At 36.0% G+C, this 16511-nt stretch carries 14 protein-coding genes and 1 other annotated feature (1 of these 15 running past the window's edge); of the genes, 5 read left to right on the top strand and 9 right to left on the bottom strand.

Going from position 1 to position 16511, the window contains the following annotated elements:
- Positions 1 to 27: 27 nt before the first annotated feature.
- From IGJ50_RS03150 to IGJ50_RS03140, 3 genes are all read right to left on the bottom strand, one after another.
- Positions 28 to 1242, bottom strand: coding sequence for a glycosyltransferase (locus tag IGJ50_RS03150; protein WP_429948873.1), 1215 nt, complete (start codon positions 1240 to 1242; stop codon positions 28 to 30).
- 173 nt (positions 1243 to 1415) lie between these two features.
- Complete coding sequence (locus IGJ50_RS03145) at positions 1416 to 1673, bottom strand: MerR family transcriptional regulator (RefSeq protein ID WP_429948872.1); 258 nt, start codon at positions 1671 to 1673, stop codon at positions 1416 to 1418.
- Positions 1674 to 1883: 210 nt separating this feature from the next.
- Entirely contained in the window at positions 1884 to 2333 is a 450-nt protein-coding gene (locus tag IGJ50_RS03140) for a universal stress protein (RefSeq protein ID WP_207121085.1), read from the bottom strand.
- A gap of 173 nt (positions 2334 to 2506) precedes the next feature.
- Between IGJ50_RS03140 and IGJ50_RS03135 the strand changes: the two genes are divergently transcribed.
- Entirely contained in the window at positions 2507 to 2656 is a 150-nt protein-coding gene (locus IGJ50_RS03135; RefSeq protein WP_167351501.1) for a hypothetical protein, read from the top strand.
- A gap of 134 nt (positions 2657 to 2790) precedes the next feature.
- On the opposite strand, the gene IGJ50_RS03130 is transcribed toward IGJ50_RS03135, so the two are convergent.
- The 5 genes from IGJ50_RS03130 to IGJ50_RS03110 form a co-directional block, all read right to left on the bottom strand.
- Complete coding sequence (locus tag IGJ50_RS03130; RefSeq protein WP_069639049.1) at positions 2791 to 2979, bottom strand: hypothetical protein; 189 nt, start codon at positions 2977 to 2979, stop codon at positions 2791 to 2793.
- 215 nt (positions 2980 to 3194) lie between these two features.
- Positions 3195 to 3395, bottom strand: a complete 201-nt coding sequence (locus IGJ50_RS03125) for a cold-shock protein (protein ID WP_010760372.1) — start codon at positions 3393 to 3395, stop codon at positions 3195 to 3197.
- 147 nt (positions 3396 to 3542) lie between these two features.
- A complete protein-coding gene (radC, locus tag IGJ50_RS03120) occupies positions 3543 to 4211 on the bottom strand; it encodes a RadC family protein (protein ID WP_069639110.1) in 669 nt (222 codons plus the stop codon).
- An 86-nt stretch (positions 4212 to 4297) separates the two neighbouring features.
- On the bottom strand, positions 4298 to 4957 hold the full coding sequence (locus IGJ50_RS03115; RefSeq protein ID WP_069639048.1) for an HAD family hydrolase: 660 nt from the start codon (positions 4955 to 4957) through the stop codon (positions 4298 to 4300).
- Positions 4958 to 4989: 32 nt separating this feature from the next.
- Positions 4990 to 6291 carry a bifunctional folylpolyglutamate synthase/dihydrofolate synthase gene (locus IGJ50_RS03110; RefSeq protein WP_429948869.1) on the bottom strand — a complete coding sequence of 434 codons (1302 nt, stop codon included), beginning with the start codon at positions 6289 to 6291 and terminating at the stop codon, positions 4990 to 4992.
- A 372-nt stretch (positions 6292 to 6663) separates the two neighbouring features.
- Here IGJ50_RS03110 and IGJ50_RS03105 point away from each other — a divergent pair, with 372 nt between their 5' ends.
- The 4 genes from IGJ50_RS03105 to IGJ50_RS03090 all read left to right on the top strand — a co-directional run bounded on the left by IGJ50_RS03105 (position 6664) and on the right by IGJ50_RS03090 (position 13524).
- Positions 6664 to 9231: a YfhO family protein gene (locus tag IGJ50_RS03105; RefSeq protein ID WP_429948867.1), complete on the top strand. Its 2568-nt coding sequence runs from the start codon at positions 6664 to 6666 to the stop codon at positions 9229 to 9231.
- 21 nt (positions 9232 to 9252) lie between these two features.
- The gene (locus IGJ50_RS03100) at positions 9253 to 9846 is read left to right on the top strand and encodes a TVP38/TMEM64 family protein (RefSeq protein ID WP_069639045.1); all 594 of its coding nucleotides are present in this window, start codon (positions 9253 to 9255) and stop codon (positions 9844 to 9846) included.
- A 159-nt stretch (positions 9847 to 10005) separates the two neighbouring features.
- Positions 10006 to 10458 carry a DUF1307 domain-containing protein gene (locus tag IGJ50_RS03095; protein ID WP_429948865.1) on the top strand — a complete coding sequence of 151 codons (453 nt, stop codon included), beginning with the start codon at positions 10006 to 10008 and terminating at the stop codon, positions 10456 to 10458.
- 120 nt (positions 10459 to 10578) lie between these two features.
- Positions 10579 to 13524 carry a BspA family leucine-rich repeat surface protein gene (locus tag IGJ50_RS03090; protein ID WP_429948863.1) on the top strand — a complete coding sequence of 982 codons (2946 nt, stop codon included), beginning with the start codon at positions 10579 to 10581 and terminating at the stop codon, positions 13522 to 13524.
- A gap of 69 nt (positions 13525 to 13593) precedes the next feature.
- On the opposite strand, the gene IGJ50_RS03085 is transcribed toward IGJ50_RS03090, so the two are convergent.
- Positions 13594 to 16239, bottom strand: a complete 2646-nt coding sequence (locus IGJ50_RS03085) for a valine--tRNA ligase (protein ID WP_429948861.1) — start codon at positions 16237 to 16239, stop codon at positions 13594 to 13596.
- A gap of 150 nt (positions 16240 to 16389) precedes the next feature.
- Positions 16390 to 16511: a binding site (T-box leader), on the bottom strand (it continues 98 nt past the right edge of the window).

Below are 16511 nucleotides of genomic sequence, written 5' to 3'. Positions count from 1 at the left end.
GTATAAGATCGAGTATTTGTCACACTGCTATTCTTTATTTAAAAATTTGCCTATTTCTTCTGCAGCTAATCTACTTCCCTTAATTTCACCAAGCTCTTGCTGCAATTTTCTTGCTTGGACAGTGTAACGTTGATTTTTTAATAGTTCGTTGACTTTTTCTTTGAATAGAACGTTGTTTTTTAATTGCTTTTGTTTCATTGAAAGAGCATTTCCATATTCAACGCAACAGCTAATATTATATTCCTGTTCTTTTTGTAAACCAATACCTAAAAAAGGTTTTCCTGATACGCAGGCAGTTTGTACCGTTCCTTCTCCACCATGAATAACAGAGGCTGTAACGGCTTGTTGTACTTCTCTTGCTGGCAACCAATCATAAAGATGAACATTTACTGGAAGTAATGCTATTTGTGTCTCCGTTAAATAACTTTTCATTGGACTGATCACTTCGACTGAAATGCCCGCAAAACTTTTCAATAAGTCAACAATAAGTTGACGATTTGCTGAACTGCCCATACTGCAAAAGATTAATGGTTTTTCAGATGATCCCAGTAACGTTTTTAAACCTAATGGTATTTCTTTTTTTAAGTTCGCGAAAATGGGTCCAACATAAATAGAATTTTTTGGTACGTCAGGGTTTCGAGTCAGGATTACTGGCGTGGTGATGCAATTTAGATCTGCATCTAATACAGCTAACGTATACTTGAATCTATGCTTCACATCATACTCTTTTACAAGTTTTTTGATACTTTTGGGCAGCCATCTTAGGTTTAAAAAGATTGATTGGACTGCTTTCCTGCAGTATTTAGTTGAATGTTTTAGAAATAATGGACTTCGTACATGAGCTTGAGTGTAAGCATACGGTTTTACATAAATCAATGGTGTCTCTTTGACGCGAGCACTTATCAGTAAACTCATTGTAGAGCCAATTATGATCCCATCAGGTTTTAGTTCTTCGATCAATTGAATTTCATTTTCTATTCTTTCTTTTAACATACCGTATGAGAAAGGGAGCTTTATTGTTTTCATTTGATCAAATTTCATAATCATTTTAATCTGCTCTTCCGTAAGCTGAGGTGCTAATAATCGAAAAGAAAACCCCTCAGCTTCTATAAATGGTACAAATTTTGTACTATAGCCCATAAAAATACAATGCGCATTTTCCTGACACTCTTTTGCTACTTCGATCATTCTAGTCGTTTCAGCTAAATTGAATGTTTCAGGCGCAAATAATAATGTTTTCATTGAGTGTCTCCATTTGCTACAATCGTTTGGTAAATTTCTTCAATGCAACAATCGATCTCGCTTTCCTCTTCGTTAGTGAAATTTATTATGTCTGGAATTTTATCAAATAGAGCGACCATTTGTTCATAGTAATCGATTTTATCTTGGAAAAGCTTCTTCTTGGCCGCTATTAATTATTCTGTTTTTTCAATGCAAACACTCGTTGGGTCAATTTGCATCGTATTTAACACTGTCTGCATTTCTTCAAGACTAAATTCACCATATTTCATAACTAATATGTATTTGATCATTAATAGATCACTTTCTTGGTATACTCGATAGCCATTTTCTTCTCTGCTTGGTTTTAGTAAGTCAACTTTGTCGTAATATCTTAATGTTGATTTTGGGATACTAAGTTTTTTCGCTACTTCTTTCACATTTTTGCCCATCATTTCACTCCTCTAATTTCTTTGCTAGTACTATAACATGAAACCAAACTTTAATGTCAATGGCAAAAAAAAGAGACTGTGGCATAACTCTACGAGTCATATCTCAGTCTCCAGGAATCTGACTAAACGGTGGGAGAAAAAAACAGGTCTATTCTTATGTTTCGAGGTTAAAGACTTCTGTCCCATCCTAGTTTTTGATGCGTATTACAAATTTTAAACTACATTATTCACGACTAAAACATTGGCTTTTGTGTGATTAACAACATAAGAAGTCGTTGAACCGACCATCAACCGTTCAAAACCATTCAATCCTGTTCTCCCGATTACAATTAGGTCTATCGGTTCTTTTGACTCTGTAAAATCAGCGATCAACGATTTTGGATAACCATACAGTACATATGTGAAAACTTGAGCTACTCCTTCTTCAAGGGCCTTTGCTTCTCGGTCTTTCATCTCTTCTTCTTCTTTTGTCCGAAGATCTTCCATCAGTGTTCCCATCGACATTGTCAGTTCGCCAAAGTAATTGCCCATCTCTTCAATGACAGATAAAATGTGTAATGCAGCACCGTTGCGCTTCGCAATTTTTATTGCTTCTTGAAATGCTTTATCTGCCTGATCCGAACCATCTACAGCGACTAAAATATTCTTATACGATTCTTCCATGATAAAAACCTCCTTCTCTCTTCATTGTACTACTTAAAACTGCTTTCAACAAAAAATACTGCTAAGTTAAAACTTTCCTCTTTACACATCAAACAAGTCATGTTATAGTAATCATGGAATTTCGTTATCAGATATCGTCGCCTTTCATTAAGAATCAAGAAAGGAGAATTATTATGACATTTGGTAATAAAGTATTAAAATACCGTGTAGCACTTGATACAGAGAAAAATTTGTTTATGGCTATCGATGCAAATAACCAAGCAAATATTGCTTATGGTATCACGATTACACAAGCAGTAAAAGAATTGAAAAAATCTATTTAAGGAGTTATCAACCTAAATGAGCGATTCAAGTTCTAATACGATTTAAAGGCATCCTGTGAATGGTAAATCACGGATGCCTTTTTTGTTTTCTTAAATTTCGCTTAGCCATTCCTCTTATTTTTTAGTGTGGAACATCATTTTGGATAATTAAGATAAATCATTATTAAGCTAACTGCTAACAATACAAAGCCAAATGCGCCTAGTGGAACCACCATACCATTCCACGCTTTTTTATTAGTAAAGGCTCGCCAACGATAGAGAATACTTGCTAACCCAAGAAATGCCCAAGATACAAAAAAGATCGCCAAAGAAAGATTTAACATATTTATCACCTCTTAATAAAGAGTTTACAACTTCTAAAAAAAAAAGATAGTAACAAAAATGTAAGGAAAACCTAAGTTGCTCATCCATCAAACGAATGAACCTTCTCTCCCTTCGTTCGACAAGTACTTTGTATCCTCAGCTCTGCAAGTAGTCGCTTTGATTTAAAATAAAAAAAACACTTAGCAAATTTGCTAAGTGTTTTGGAATGGATGAATTAGTTTTTTACAACGTTAACTGCTTGAGGTCCACGATCTGAATCTTCAACGTCGAAGCTTACTGATTGACCTTCTTCGATTGTTTTGAATCCTTCTCCTTGGATAGCTGAGAAATGTACGAATACATCGCTACCATCTTCGCGAGAGATAAATCCAAATCCTTTTTCTGCGTTAAACCATTTTACTGTTCCTTGTTCCATTCTTTGTTCCTCCTCGTGCTTAAGCACTAAATATTGTAACATTGCCCGTGTACGATAGAGGGTTTTAAAATTAAAACTTCTATATTGTCCCAAACAAGATTACAGATATATTGTACATGTGAACCTTCATTTTTGCAAGAATTCTAGTCAGTCTACAGCAAAAAAATTTTCTTCTCTCATGCTGATGTAAACTTGCTCTCCAATGATGATATGATCCAATACTTCGATCCCCATCATTTTTCCACATTCCTGCATTCTTTGAGTAAAGTGTATATCACTTTCAGATGGTGTTGGATTACCACTTGGATGATTATGTGCGAGGATCAAACGAGCGGCTGAACATTTCACTGCGCTACGGAAAATTTCTCTCGGATGAGCTACTGACTGGTTCAAGGAACCTTTAAACACCGTCTCCTGCTTGATCACTTCATTTTTTGTATTCAAATATAAACAAACTAAATGTTCTTGCTGAAAATCTTGTAATTCATAGATTAAATTTTGAGCAATTTGATAACTAGACGACACCTTGCCAAATTTCAGTTGGGTACTTTGCTGAATTCGATACCCAAACTCAATAGCTGCTCTTAGTTCAATTGCCTTAATTCTACCAACCCCTTTGATTTCCATCATTTCAGTAAGTGTTGCATTTTTTAATTCATATAAATGATTGAAATAATTCAGGAAGTTTGAAGCCACTTCCATAACATTTATATTCTTTGAGCCCGTACGTAATAGAATGGCCAATAACTCTTGATTAGACAATGCCTTCTCTCCTACAACTTCCAAACGTTCACGAGGCAGACAATCTTCCGGCATTTCTCTAATAAATAGTTTCTCTTCTTTAATCAAAAAATCACTCCTTTATACGCTTCTACTACAAGATACGCAAAGGAGTGATTTTTTTATTTTTTTAGATAAGCTGGAACTTGAGTCAAACTATCAAGAATTTCCAGTGTTTTTTCTTTGATTTCATCAGTTGGTGCCAATAAGTCTGGAACCATAATCACAGGAATCCCTGCTGCATCTGCTGCTGTCACGCCATGAAACGAATCCTCAAAGATTAAGGTGCTATCAGCCTTTGTACCGAGATTAGCTAATGCTTTTTGGAATATCTCAGGATCTGGTTTTGCTCGGGTCACATCTTCTGCCGAAACAATTCCAGAAAAACGTTCCTTGATTCCAGCACCTTCTAATAATAACTCGATTGCTGGACGAACATTGCTTGAAGCAACGATTCTTGGAATCTCTTGTTGATCAAGAAAATCGAGTAACGCTAAGACACCCTCTTTTAATGGAACTTCGCCTGACTTAAATACTTGATAGGTCTCGTCATAGGAACGGTTTATAAACTCATTCACTTTTTCCTTACCGAAATCTTTATAGATTCGATGATAGTTTTCTTGGACTTCTTCATCAGACACACCTAAAAACTCTAAATACAACTCTTTACTATAAGGAAAACTCATTGCATCTGCTATTTTTTGAGTTGATTGATAGTAAATCAACTCAGTGTCAAACAATAAACCATCCATATCAAAAATCACACCGTCAATTTTTTTCATCTTTTCCTCCTGATAATCATTAATGAGCAACATTAGATATTTAGTAATAATTCACGTACTTGTGAAACAAAATAAAGCGAACCTGTGACTAACATTAAATCCTCAGAAGACATTTTTTCTAAAATTTCTCCTAAGCCAAATTGCCATAATGAAACAATTTCAGTCTTCTCATCTTCATAATGGGCCATTTTTGTTAATTCGACCGCTCTAGGATAGTCAAAGGTGGTCAAGTATAAATGGACATTCGGTACCTTACGCAAAATAGCAATCATTTGATCGATATTTTTTGATGATAGAGCGGAAAATAGAATGTGGATCTCTCGATTTGGAAATTCCTTTTTTAAATTCTCAGCAAGGCGGCGCATCGCATGATCATTGTGAGCACCATCCAAGATGATCAATGGTTCATTACTGATCTTCTCCATCCGTGCTGGCCACTGTGCTTGAGCTAGTCCGTGATACACATCTCTATCGGTAAAATTGATTTGCCGCATTTGACAATAGAGGTAAAATAATTGAATCGCAACTGCGGCATTTTCTACTTGATGGCGACCTAACAATGGGACTTTGACCTTAGGTAATTTGCCCACTTCTCCATAAAAATCAAAGATTTCACCCCAATTTTTATCTGGATGTAGATAGTTGGCTTTGTAGTCTTGTTCATAACGATAGATTGTACTATTTTTTTCAGTAGCGACTTCACTGATCACGACGAATGCTGTTTCTTCAATATTCCCTGTAACAACAGGAATCTTCTCTTTAATGATCCCAGCTTTTTGAAAGGCAATTGCTTCGATTGTTTCACCTAGAATTTCGGTGTGGTCTTTGCCGATGGTCGTAATCGCTGTTAACATTGGTTTGACCACATTGGTGCTATCTAACAACCCACCAAGGCCAACTTCGATGATGGCAATATCGACTTGTTCATCAAGAAAGTAATCCAAAGCCATTACTGTCAATGTTTCAAATTCTGTTATCCCTGCACTTTCAGGATGCTGATCCATCTCTTTGATCAATGCTTGATATTTTTCTACATACAGGATGATCTGATCATCTGATATCCCTCGTCCATTAATCGCGATTCGTTCATTGAACTGTTCGATATAAGGAGATGTAAACGTACCTACCTTCAAGCCTAGCTCTTCTAGCATGCAACGTAAATAAGTAACCGTAGAACCTTTACCATTCGTCCCTGCAATATGGATCGTTGGCACTTTTATTTCAGGATTATCGACTCTTTTTAATAATTCTTCTACTCGATCAAGCCCTGGTCTAGAGCCAAACAGCAATCTACTATGAATCCAATCGATTGCTTCTTCTATCGTTAATGACATCTTATCAACTCCTCATTCTCTATTATAGCGAAAGCTTGCGTGCTTTTCACTAATTACAATCTTTAATTCCATAAATAATTCATCTACTTAGAAAAGTCATTCTCTAAAAAAGAGTAAAAAATTCTCACAATCCTTTTAAATGACAATGGTTGTGATAAAATAAACAAGACTATATGTATGAAGCACGCAGTGTTTCTTTTACATACACCTTGAATCCATGATAGACTATAAACTTAGAGAAATATTGGATTTATTATTCATTAGTTCTGAATCATATTATTGTTGCAGGTAGTTCGTTTGATTTCGCAAGATTGATTGGACCTTTATCCTAAAACAGTTACAAATTATTAGAATAGAGGAGCAGTTTAAATTATGTCAAAAGTAAAAAAATATGCATTGATTGGTGGAAGTTTTTTGCTGCCGTTTTTATTATTGATCGTACTCTGGTCGATTTTGGGCTTAGCGCCTTTTGGGAATAACAATCTCTTAGTTAGTGATCTAGGTTCACAGTATATGCCTTTTTTAAGTGCCTTTAAACAATTTTTCCAAGGAGAAACGCATTCTCTGTATTCATTTTCTGATGCACTTGGCGGAACGATTTTGCCTTTAAGTGCGTATTATTTGCTAAGTCCCTTTAATCTTATCGTTTTGTTGTTTTCATATGAACAACTACCGATTGCTATATTATTGATCATTACACTCAAGATTTCACTTATGGGGACCTCTATGTTTTATTACCTTCAAAAAACGTATCAACATGCTACAGTTGCCGCTTTACTTTTTTCGACTTCCTATAGTTTATGTGGCTTTGTGACTGTTTATTGTTTGAATTTCATGTGGTTAGACGCATTGATCTTATTGCCTTTACTGGTACTGGGTATCCAACGTTTATGGGATCATAAAAAATATGCGCTATATGCAGCGATCTTGTTTCTATCGATTGTGACAAACTACTATATGGGCTATATGCTCTGTATTTTTGCAGTTTGTTATAGTCTGTATTGGTATTATCAAAAAATAGATGACGCTAAAAAAAAGTCTCTTTGGCAATTTATTGAAAAGGGTCGATTATTTTTTGTCACTTCTCTTCTTACAGGAATTAGTACTAGTTTTATTCTGATTCCAGCTGTTGAAGGCATGTTGGCAACAAAGAAAACAAGCTTTGATTGGCATACGTTTTTACCCACACCAAATTTCGGGTTAAATTTTCTTTCTCAGTTTGGTTTAGGGAATGTTAATTTTGAGTGGCGTTTGGAACATTTACCAACTATTTTTTCTGGGATTCTGATGGTTCTATTGTTCATTGCGTACTTCCAATTATCAAGTATTACTAAAAAGGAAAAACTCGGAGCTGGCTTTTTAATCGGATTTATCTTTTTAAGTTTTTGGTTGGAATTAGTTAATACTATCTGGCATATGTTTCAAAGTCCTGCAGGCTTTCCTTATCGAAATACGTTTATCTTTAGTTTTTTGATAATCAAGTTTGCTTATGAAGCCTTTCTTAAATTAGAGCTTGGGGCAAAAATACCGATTGCTGTTCCGCTTATTTTTTCTGGATTACTGACGATTGGGTTTATTGCTCTAAAATTTTCAAAGGAAAAAATTTATCTGCTATCCGATCATTATTTTATTCTCTCACTATTAGGTATTTGGTTGATTTTCACTTTAATTTTCTTCCTTCAGAACCAAAATGGCGCTAAAAAAAATGGGCTCTATTTTCTACTATTTTTTGTCGTTTGTTCTGAATTAGTGTTTAATTTTTGGATCAGTGTTAAAGATATTCCTTTTGGTAACCAAGAAAAATTTGCCGAGACTTATCAAATTCAAGATAAACTTATTTCAGATTTGCATAATGAAAATAACCATTTATTCCGTATAAAACAAACGATCGATTCAGATGAGGCCGGTTATAATGAAAAAAATAATGGGTATAATAATCCAATTTTATATGGATATGCTGGTGTTTCAAGCTACACTTCTACGCTGGATGCCAAAACACAAGATACATTGCATGCTTTAGGTCTTTATCAAAAAAATGATCGTAGAATCGCATATGTAGATGAATCGAAAGTGATCAATTTTCTTTTAAATGTTCATTATCAACTAACACCAGAAAATAAATTTCCTCAAAAAAACAGGTCAAGTGAACCGTCAACAAATATCTATGAAAATGCTGAAGCGATCGGGATGGGGTACTTAGTCCCACAAGATTTTGCTACTCTAAAACTAGCAAAAAATCAGCCCTTGAAAAATCAAGAAATGATTTTACAACAGATACAGAAAAAACAACAACACTACTTTGAAGAAACACAAAGAATTGTTTGGAGTGAACAACCAGATAATTGTTATACTCTTACTACTAAAACAACAGCCGACGGCGAACTTTATCTCTATGCACCAGAAATCAATTGGAAAAAAATCACCTCATTTAAAGTAAACGGGCAAAAAATCCAGCCGGCTGTTTATATTGTAACCAACCAATTGTTTAATTTGGGCTACTTTGAAAATGATGCCACCGTTCAAATTCAGATCGAGTCTGAAGCTGAACTTGAAGAAAAAACAATCGACTTAAAAACATTACAGCAAGAAGCGTTTGATTCTTTCATTGATAAGCAAAAGTCCCGAGCCATTCAACTTAATGAGGAAGTTTCTGGAAAATTGACTGGTGAAATTACGGTTGATGCTTCAGAAAATTCATTACTTTATCTCGCTATTCCTTATGATAAAAACTGGCAAATCACAGTGGATGGAAAAAAAGTCAAAGCTATCGCTGTATTAGATAATTTTATAGGCATCAACTTAACTTCTGGAAAGCATCAAATCAGGATGGTTTATCAGCAGAAAAATTTTCTTATAGGCGTTTTGATTAGCATTTCTGTTCTTTTGGGCGTATTATTTTATCAACTACTAAAACATTTTGTGTTACGAAAAACAACGTAACAGCGAAAGGAAACTGCAGTCATGGGGAAAAAAATTCTGAAACGAATTATTTATGTCCTGCCTATTCTAGGTGTCCTTTGTTTTACTACTTTAGTGATTTATGGCTATTCTAAAGGTGTTTTTCATTCAGTTCAGTCTTTACAAGATTTTATCAAGCAGTTTGGTGAGTATGCTGTATTCATCTTTATCTTTTTACAAATACTCCAAGTTATTGTGCCGATTCTTCCTGGAGGGATTTCGACGGTTGTCGGTATGCTGATATTTGGTAATATCCCTGGACTACTTTATAGTTATGCTGGCTTGATTATAGGTGAGATCATCGTTTATTGGTTGGCACGCTACTATGGCAAGCCCTTTGCGCGATTGATTTTGACCAAAAAACGCTATTTAAAATTTGAGAAAATGTTGGATCGGCCTGAAAAAGGAATCAAGAAATTAATGATTGTCACGTTATTAGTCCCTTTTGCCCCTGATGATTTAGCTTGCTTAGTTGCAGGACTTGCAGACCTTCCTTTCAAGGAATATATGAAGATTTTGCTACTCTTTAAATTTTGGTCTGTTGCCAGTTATGGCTATGCCATCTTGTTCTTGTTTAACCATTTTTTGATCTATTAGAAATTCACATACGAAAAAACAGCAAGCAGCTCTCCTAGCTTGCTGTTTTTTTGTATTGCTTATATTCCCCCTCACCCCTTAAAAATTCAAAAAGAATAATTTAAATTACTTTAAATATGTTATGATTAACATTGTATGTTTAATTAAGGAGGTGAAAAGATGAAAAAAGATTGGAGAGTTATTGGTATAGTTTTTTTATTACTCGTCTTTATGAGTGCTTGTACAGCAAAAAGTCAAACAGCCACATACAAACTTAGGCAAGATGATGAAAATGTAACGATTCAAAATAGTTACAAAAATGATACGCTACTAAAACAAACGATTACCACCATTATTCAATACGAAACAATGGGGGTAAAAACGAAAAAAAAGGCAGAAAGCTTATTAAAGCCTAGTAAAGAATTATATGTTGATAAAAAAGGACTGAACTATTCAATTATCTTTAAAGAAAAAGAAGCAGTAGAAACGATTGAAGTAGATTTAAAATTACTTTCTAAAGATGATGCCAAAATGTTGCCATTGATCTCTTTACCTGACGGGGATTTTGATTCAGCAAGTGAAAAAGCAAATGCGGAAAAATTAACAAATTTAGGATTTGAGAAAGAAGATTAAGTTACCTAAGGAGGAAATATGAAAAATAACTATCTGATTCAAGGTCTTATACTTGTTGGATTGATTGGGAGCATCGGGTATTCCTCTTCCTCTGTTTTAGCAGAAGCATAAGATAAAACTGTGGAAGAAACGAATTCTAACGAATCAACCGCCTCGGAACAAACGGAAGACACAAACGAAATGGTTCCGACAACAATAGAAATTTTAAGCGAAAAAACTACACTAGAAGTCAATGAGAGCCTTACCTTAACTGCTAAAATCACCTCAGAAAGTAATATCAAAACCGCTATATGGACAACGAGTGATGAAACGATTGCGACTGTTTCTTCTACTGGAATCGTTATAGGGAAAAAAGTAGGAACTGTCTCCATTACAGCAAGCACTTCTAATAAAAAAAGTGTTTCAATGCTTTTGACCATCACTGAGAAAAAAGAGGCCGTTACAGGTACTTATGGAACGGTTCCTTGGACTTGGAACTCGGAAACACAAACGCTTACTTTTGGAGAGGGCAATTTTCCTAGTTCAGATTGGCTAAATGGTATCTTACCCAAAATAGAAAAACTTAATCGCCTAGAAGGAAAAAAAATCAAAAATATAATTTTCACGAAGCCTGTTATGGCCAATAGAAACTCTGATTATCTATTCTATGAGTTAGGAGAATTAGAGTCAATTGATGGATTAGAGCAATTAAACACAAGTAATGTTTTAGGAATGTCTTATATGTTTGGTGCAGGTTTCGGACCTGGAAATAAACTAAGCACAATAAATGTGAGTAACTGGGATACCAGTAAGGTTACGAATATGTCTTATATGTTTGCTTCTGCTGGCAACCTGACAACTCTCGACGTGAGTAACTGGGATACCAGTAACGTGACAAGTATGTTTGCTATGTTTAGAGAGGCAAGTAGTTTAACAACGTTAGATGTCAGTAAGTGGAATACCAGTAAAGTCGCACACATGGCTGATATGTTTCGTGGTGCAAGTAGCTTAATCGCACTTGAGACAGGCAACTGGGATACAAGTAATATAACAGATATGTCTTATATGTTTGCTAATACCAAGAATTTGACAACTCTTGATGTCAGTAAGTGGGACACCAGTAATGTGACAAAAATGTTCAAAACGTTTAATTTTGCTAGTAGTTTGACTGTTCTTGATGTCAGTAAGTGGAATACCAGTAAAGTAACTGACATGACAAACCTATTTTATTGTACAAGCAGTTTGTCCACTCTTGATGTGAGCAAGTGGGATACCAGTAATGTCACGACTATGCCTTACCTATTTGGCTGGACAAATAGTCTGACCGCTCTCGATGTGAGCAAGTGGGACACGAGTCGTGTCACAAATATGCAAGCAATGTTTCTTCACACAGAAGGTCTAACAACACTTGATGTCAGTAAGTGGAATACCAGTAATGTTAAAGATATGTCTTATATGTTCAGAGGGGCAAAAAATTTAGCAATTCTCGATGTGAGCACTTGGGACACAAGTAGTGTCTACGATACCTCTTTTATGTTTTATAATGTAAAAAATTTACCAACGCTTGATGTCAGCAGTTGGAATACAAGCAATATTGTTTATATGCAGAATATGTTTAACTTTGCATCAAGTCTAACAACATTAAATACGAACTCTTGGGATACAAGTAAAGTGAAATACATGGACCAAATGTTTGATCAAACAACCAACTTGACAACAGTTGATGTAAGTAATTGGAACACAACTAATGTACAAAATATGACTAAGATGTTTTACAATACGCGAAATCTAACCGCAATTGACATAAGTAAATGGGATACCCGTAATGTGACAAAAATGGAGCAACTATTTGCTTATACAAATTCATTAAATACCTTAATTTTAGGTGCAAATACAGGAAATATTCTAAAAACAGCTAGCTTTCCAGAGAAAAAAGATACTACCTATACTGGAAAGTGGAGGTTAGTTTCTCCAGATACACAAAATAGTTATTCCAGTAGTGCAGACTTAATGGCAAACTATGATGGAACAAAACCTGGGAAATATGTTCGAGAAAAAGTTGGAGACAGTCTAAAAGTAACTGGGATCGAGTTAACCCCTCCTTCTATAGAATTAAGTGTTTCTGAAGAAATAACCTTGCAAACAAAGATTACACCTGAGACTTCAAAGAATAAAAACGTCACATACACCACGTCAGATAACTCTGTAGCAACTGTCTCAGCAACTGGTGTAGTGAAAGGGCTAAAAAAAGGAACATCTGTGATTACTGCAACAACAGAAGATGGCGGTTTTAAAGCAAGTAGTACTATTACTGTTACAGAGCAGAGTTCTTTCTTACTCGATACCTTCTACTTAGGAATTGACGACTATGTAATTGGGAGTATAGATACTAGTTCTTCAGCAAAAAAAGTCCAATTAGTCATCAATGATGAACTGATTACTACCTCAACAATTTTTAGAGATGGCAGTTTTGAATTAGACACAGATGGACTGATCAAAAATGTAACGGATAAAGTCGAAGTAATCGCATTAGACCGGAAAAATAAGGAATTAGAGCGAGCAACTATGGCTATCGAAGAAAAAGCTTATTCTTTGACTGTGAATCCTTACACCTTATATGAAGATACAACAATCACAGGTGGAACTGATTATTTTCATACGCATGTCGCTTTGGTGATCAACGGCGAAGAAATCGAACGTAAGTTACTATCTTCAACCAGACAATTTACTTTTGATGTTGAAGGTTTGATTGACTACACAGATGACGAAGTAGAAATCGTTGGTTATCGTTATGAAGATGAAATCACTCGAAATGACGTAGGGATTCAAGAACCTACGGTAGAGATGACACTAAGCCCATACAAAATAGATGATACTTTTGTAACGGGTAAAGTAACAGGCAAGTCCGCTACAACTGTTCGTCTCTATGTAAATAGAAGACGGCAACAAACAGTGAAAATAGCCGAAGATGGCACATTTAGCTTATTAGGTGTTGCTATTACCTCACCTACAGATAAAGTTGAGCTAGCTGTATTGAATGATGCTGGTATTGAGATTCAACGATTTACTGTTAAGGTGACGAGCTAGTAATTGAGTGTAAAGAAAAGTGGATCGTTAATCAGATTTTTTTCTGACTAACGATCCACTTCTTTATAATTAATTCACTGTACGCAGTTGCGCAATTCGTTCCTTCACAACCACTTGTTTTTCTAGATAATCTTTTTCTTTTGCTTTCTCAGCTTCTACAACATCATCTGGTGCGTTAGAAACAAAGCGTTCATTAGCTAATTTCCCTTGTACGCGTTTGACTTCTTGCGTCCATTTGTCTAATTCTTTCTCTAAACGGGCAATTTCTTCTTCTACGTTGATCAAACCTGCTAATGGTAAATATAACTCTGCTCCAGTTAGAACCGCTGACATTGCTAGTTCTGGTGCAATGATATCACTTGCAATCGTCAACTCTTCTGGATTACAGAAACGCTCGATATAATTGGTATTGTCGATCAAGAATTTATCCACTGCCTCATCACTTGTTTTGATCAATAATGTGATTGGTTTAGAAAGTGGGGTATTCACTTCCGCACGAATATTACGTACTGCGCGAATCACTTCTTTTAAGACTTCCATTCCACGAGCGGCTGTTTCATCTGAAAATTCTTCGTGCACGACAGGATACTCAACAACAACTAGCGATACACCTTGATGTGGAATGTTTTCCCAAATTTCTTCCGTCACAAATGGCATGATTGGGTGTAGTAAACGTAAAATTTGGTCTAATGTATAGACTAAAATGCTACGAGTTGTTTGTTTAGCCCCTTCATTTTCACCGTACAGAATTTCTTTACTCATTTCAATATACCAGTCACAGAAATCATCCCAGATAAAGTTATATAACTGACGACCCGCTTCACCAAATTCAAAACGATCGAACAAGTCCGTTACACGAGCAACCGTTTCATTTAGACGTGTTAAAATCCAGCGATCTGCTACGGTTTTTTCACCACTGAAGTCAATCTCATCATAAGACATTCCTTCAACATTCATGATCACAAAACGGCTGGCATTCCAGATTTTATTGATAAAGTTCCAAGAGGCATCCATTTTTTCATAACTGAAACGCATATCTTGACCAGGTGTTGAACCATTGGACATAAACCAGCGCAACGCATCTGCCCCGTATTTATCGATGACTTCCATCGGATCGATTCCGTTTCCTAGCGATTTACTCATTTTGCGTCCATCTTCTGCTCGGATCAAGCCATGCATCAAGACATTTTTAAATGGTGCTTGTCCTGTAAATTCTAAACTTTGGAACATCATGCGGCTAACCCAGAAGAAAATGATATCGTAGCCTGTTACTAATGTGCTAGTTGGGAAATAACGCTGATAATCAGCTGCTTCTTCATCAGGCCAACCCATTGTTGAAAATGGCCATAAAGCTGAACTAAACCATGTATCTAATACATCTGAATCTTGAGTCCAATTTTCCGGATCGGCTGGCGCTTCCATGCCAACGTACATTTCACCTGTTTCTTTATGATACCAGGCAGGAATTTGATGACCCCACCATAATTGACGTGAGATCACCCAGTCGTGGACATTTTCCATCCAACGCAAGAATGTTTGATTAAAGCGTGGTGGATAAAATTCTACCGCATCCTCTGTGTCTTGATTTTTGATTGCTTTTTCAGCAAGTGGTGCCATTTTAACAAACCATTGTGTGGATAAACGAGGTTCAACGACAACGCCGGTACGTTCTGAATGACCGACACTGTGATTCATTGTTTCGATTTTAATGAGGCGACCCATTTCCTTTAGATCAGACACGATCAATTTACGTGCAGCGAAACGATCCATTCCTGCATATTTACCTGCTAAATCATTCATAGAACCATCTTCATTCATCACATTTACACGAGGTAAATCATGACGATTGCCCACTTCAAAGTCATTTGGATCATGGGCTGGCGTGATTTTTACGACACCTGTTCCAAATTCCATATCTACATACTCATCCGCAATAATCGGGATTTCTTTGTCTACTAATGGCAATGTGACTGTTTTTCCGATCAAGGCTTGATAACGCTCATCATCTGGATGAATAGCAATCGCTGTATCGCCTAACATTGTTTCAGGACGTGTTGTTGCGATTTCCACAACGCCTGTTCCGTCAGTCAGTGGATAACTCATATGATAAAAGGCCCCTTCGATATCTTTGTGGATAACTTCGATATCAGATAAGGCTGTTTTGGCTTTTGGGTCCCAGTTGATGATGTATTCCCCACGGTAAATCAGGTCTTTTTCGTATAAAGAAACGAAGACTTTACGAACAGCTTGAGATAATCCGTCATCTAAAGTAAAACGTTCACGGCTATAATCTAGTGATAAGCCCATTTTTGCCCATTGTTCACGGATATGAGAAGCATATTCTTCTTTCCAATCCCAAACTTGCTCAACAAATTTTTCACGGCCTAAATCGTAACGAGAAATATCTTGTTCAGCTAATTTTTCTTCAACTTTTGCTTGGGTTGCGATACCTGCGTGATCCATTCCTGGCAACCATAAAGTATCAAAGCCTTGCATTCTTTTTTGGCGGATGATCATATCTTGTAAGGTTGTATCCCAAGCATGACCTAAATGAAGTTTTCCCGTAACATTTGGCGGCGGAATCACGATCGAATAGGGTTTTGCATCTTTGTTGCCATTTGGTTTGAATAGATCTTGATCTAGCCATTTTTGATAACGGCCCTGTTCTACTGCTGTGGGTTGGTATTTAGTTGGCAGATTTTTTTCTTCTGTCATGTAGATTCCTTCTTTCAGTTTTAATTTAAATGAATGGTGAAACGACAAACTAAGGTGACAACGTTTCTTATTAGTCGCCTTGTACTGTTCAACATCAGATTGCTTCACAATCTGTGATGAACATGTAAAAAGCCCTAAAATACTTTCGTATTTTAGGGCGTAAACTTCTGTACGCGGTACCACCTAAATTGTGTCTGACGATCCAGACACCGCTTCATTCGTGAGGTAACGATCACTACTCGAATCATTCTACTCCATTCAAATCATTGACT

The organism is Enterococcus sp. AZ101 (assembly GCF_050499005.1).
Lineage (GTDB): Bacteria > Bacillota > Bacilli > Lactobacillales > Enterococcaceae > Enterococcus_L > Enterococcus_L ureilyticus.
This window is presented reverse-complemented; position numbering and strand designations above follow the sequence as displayed.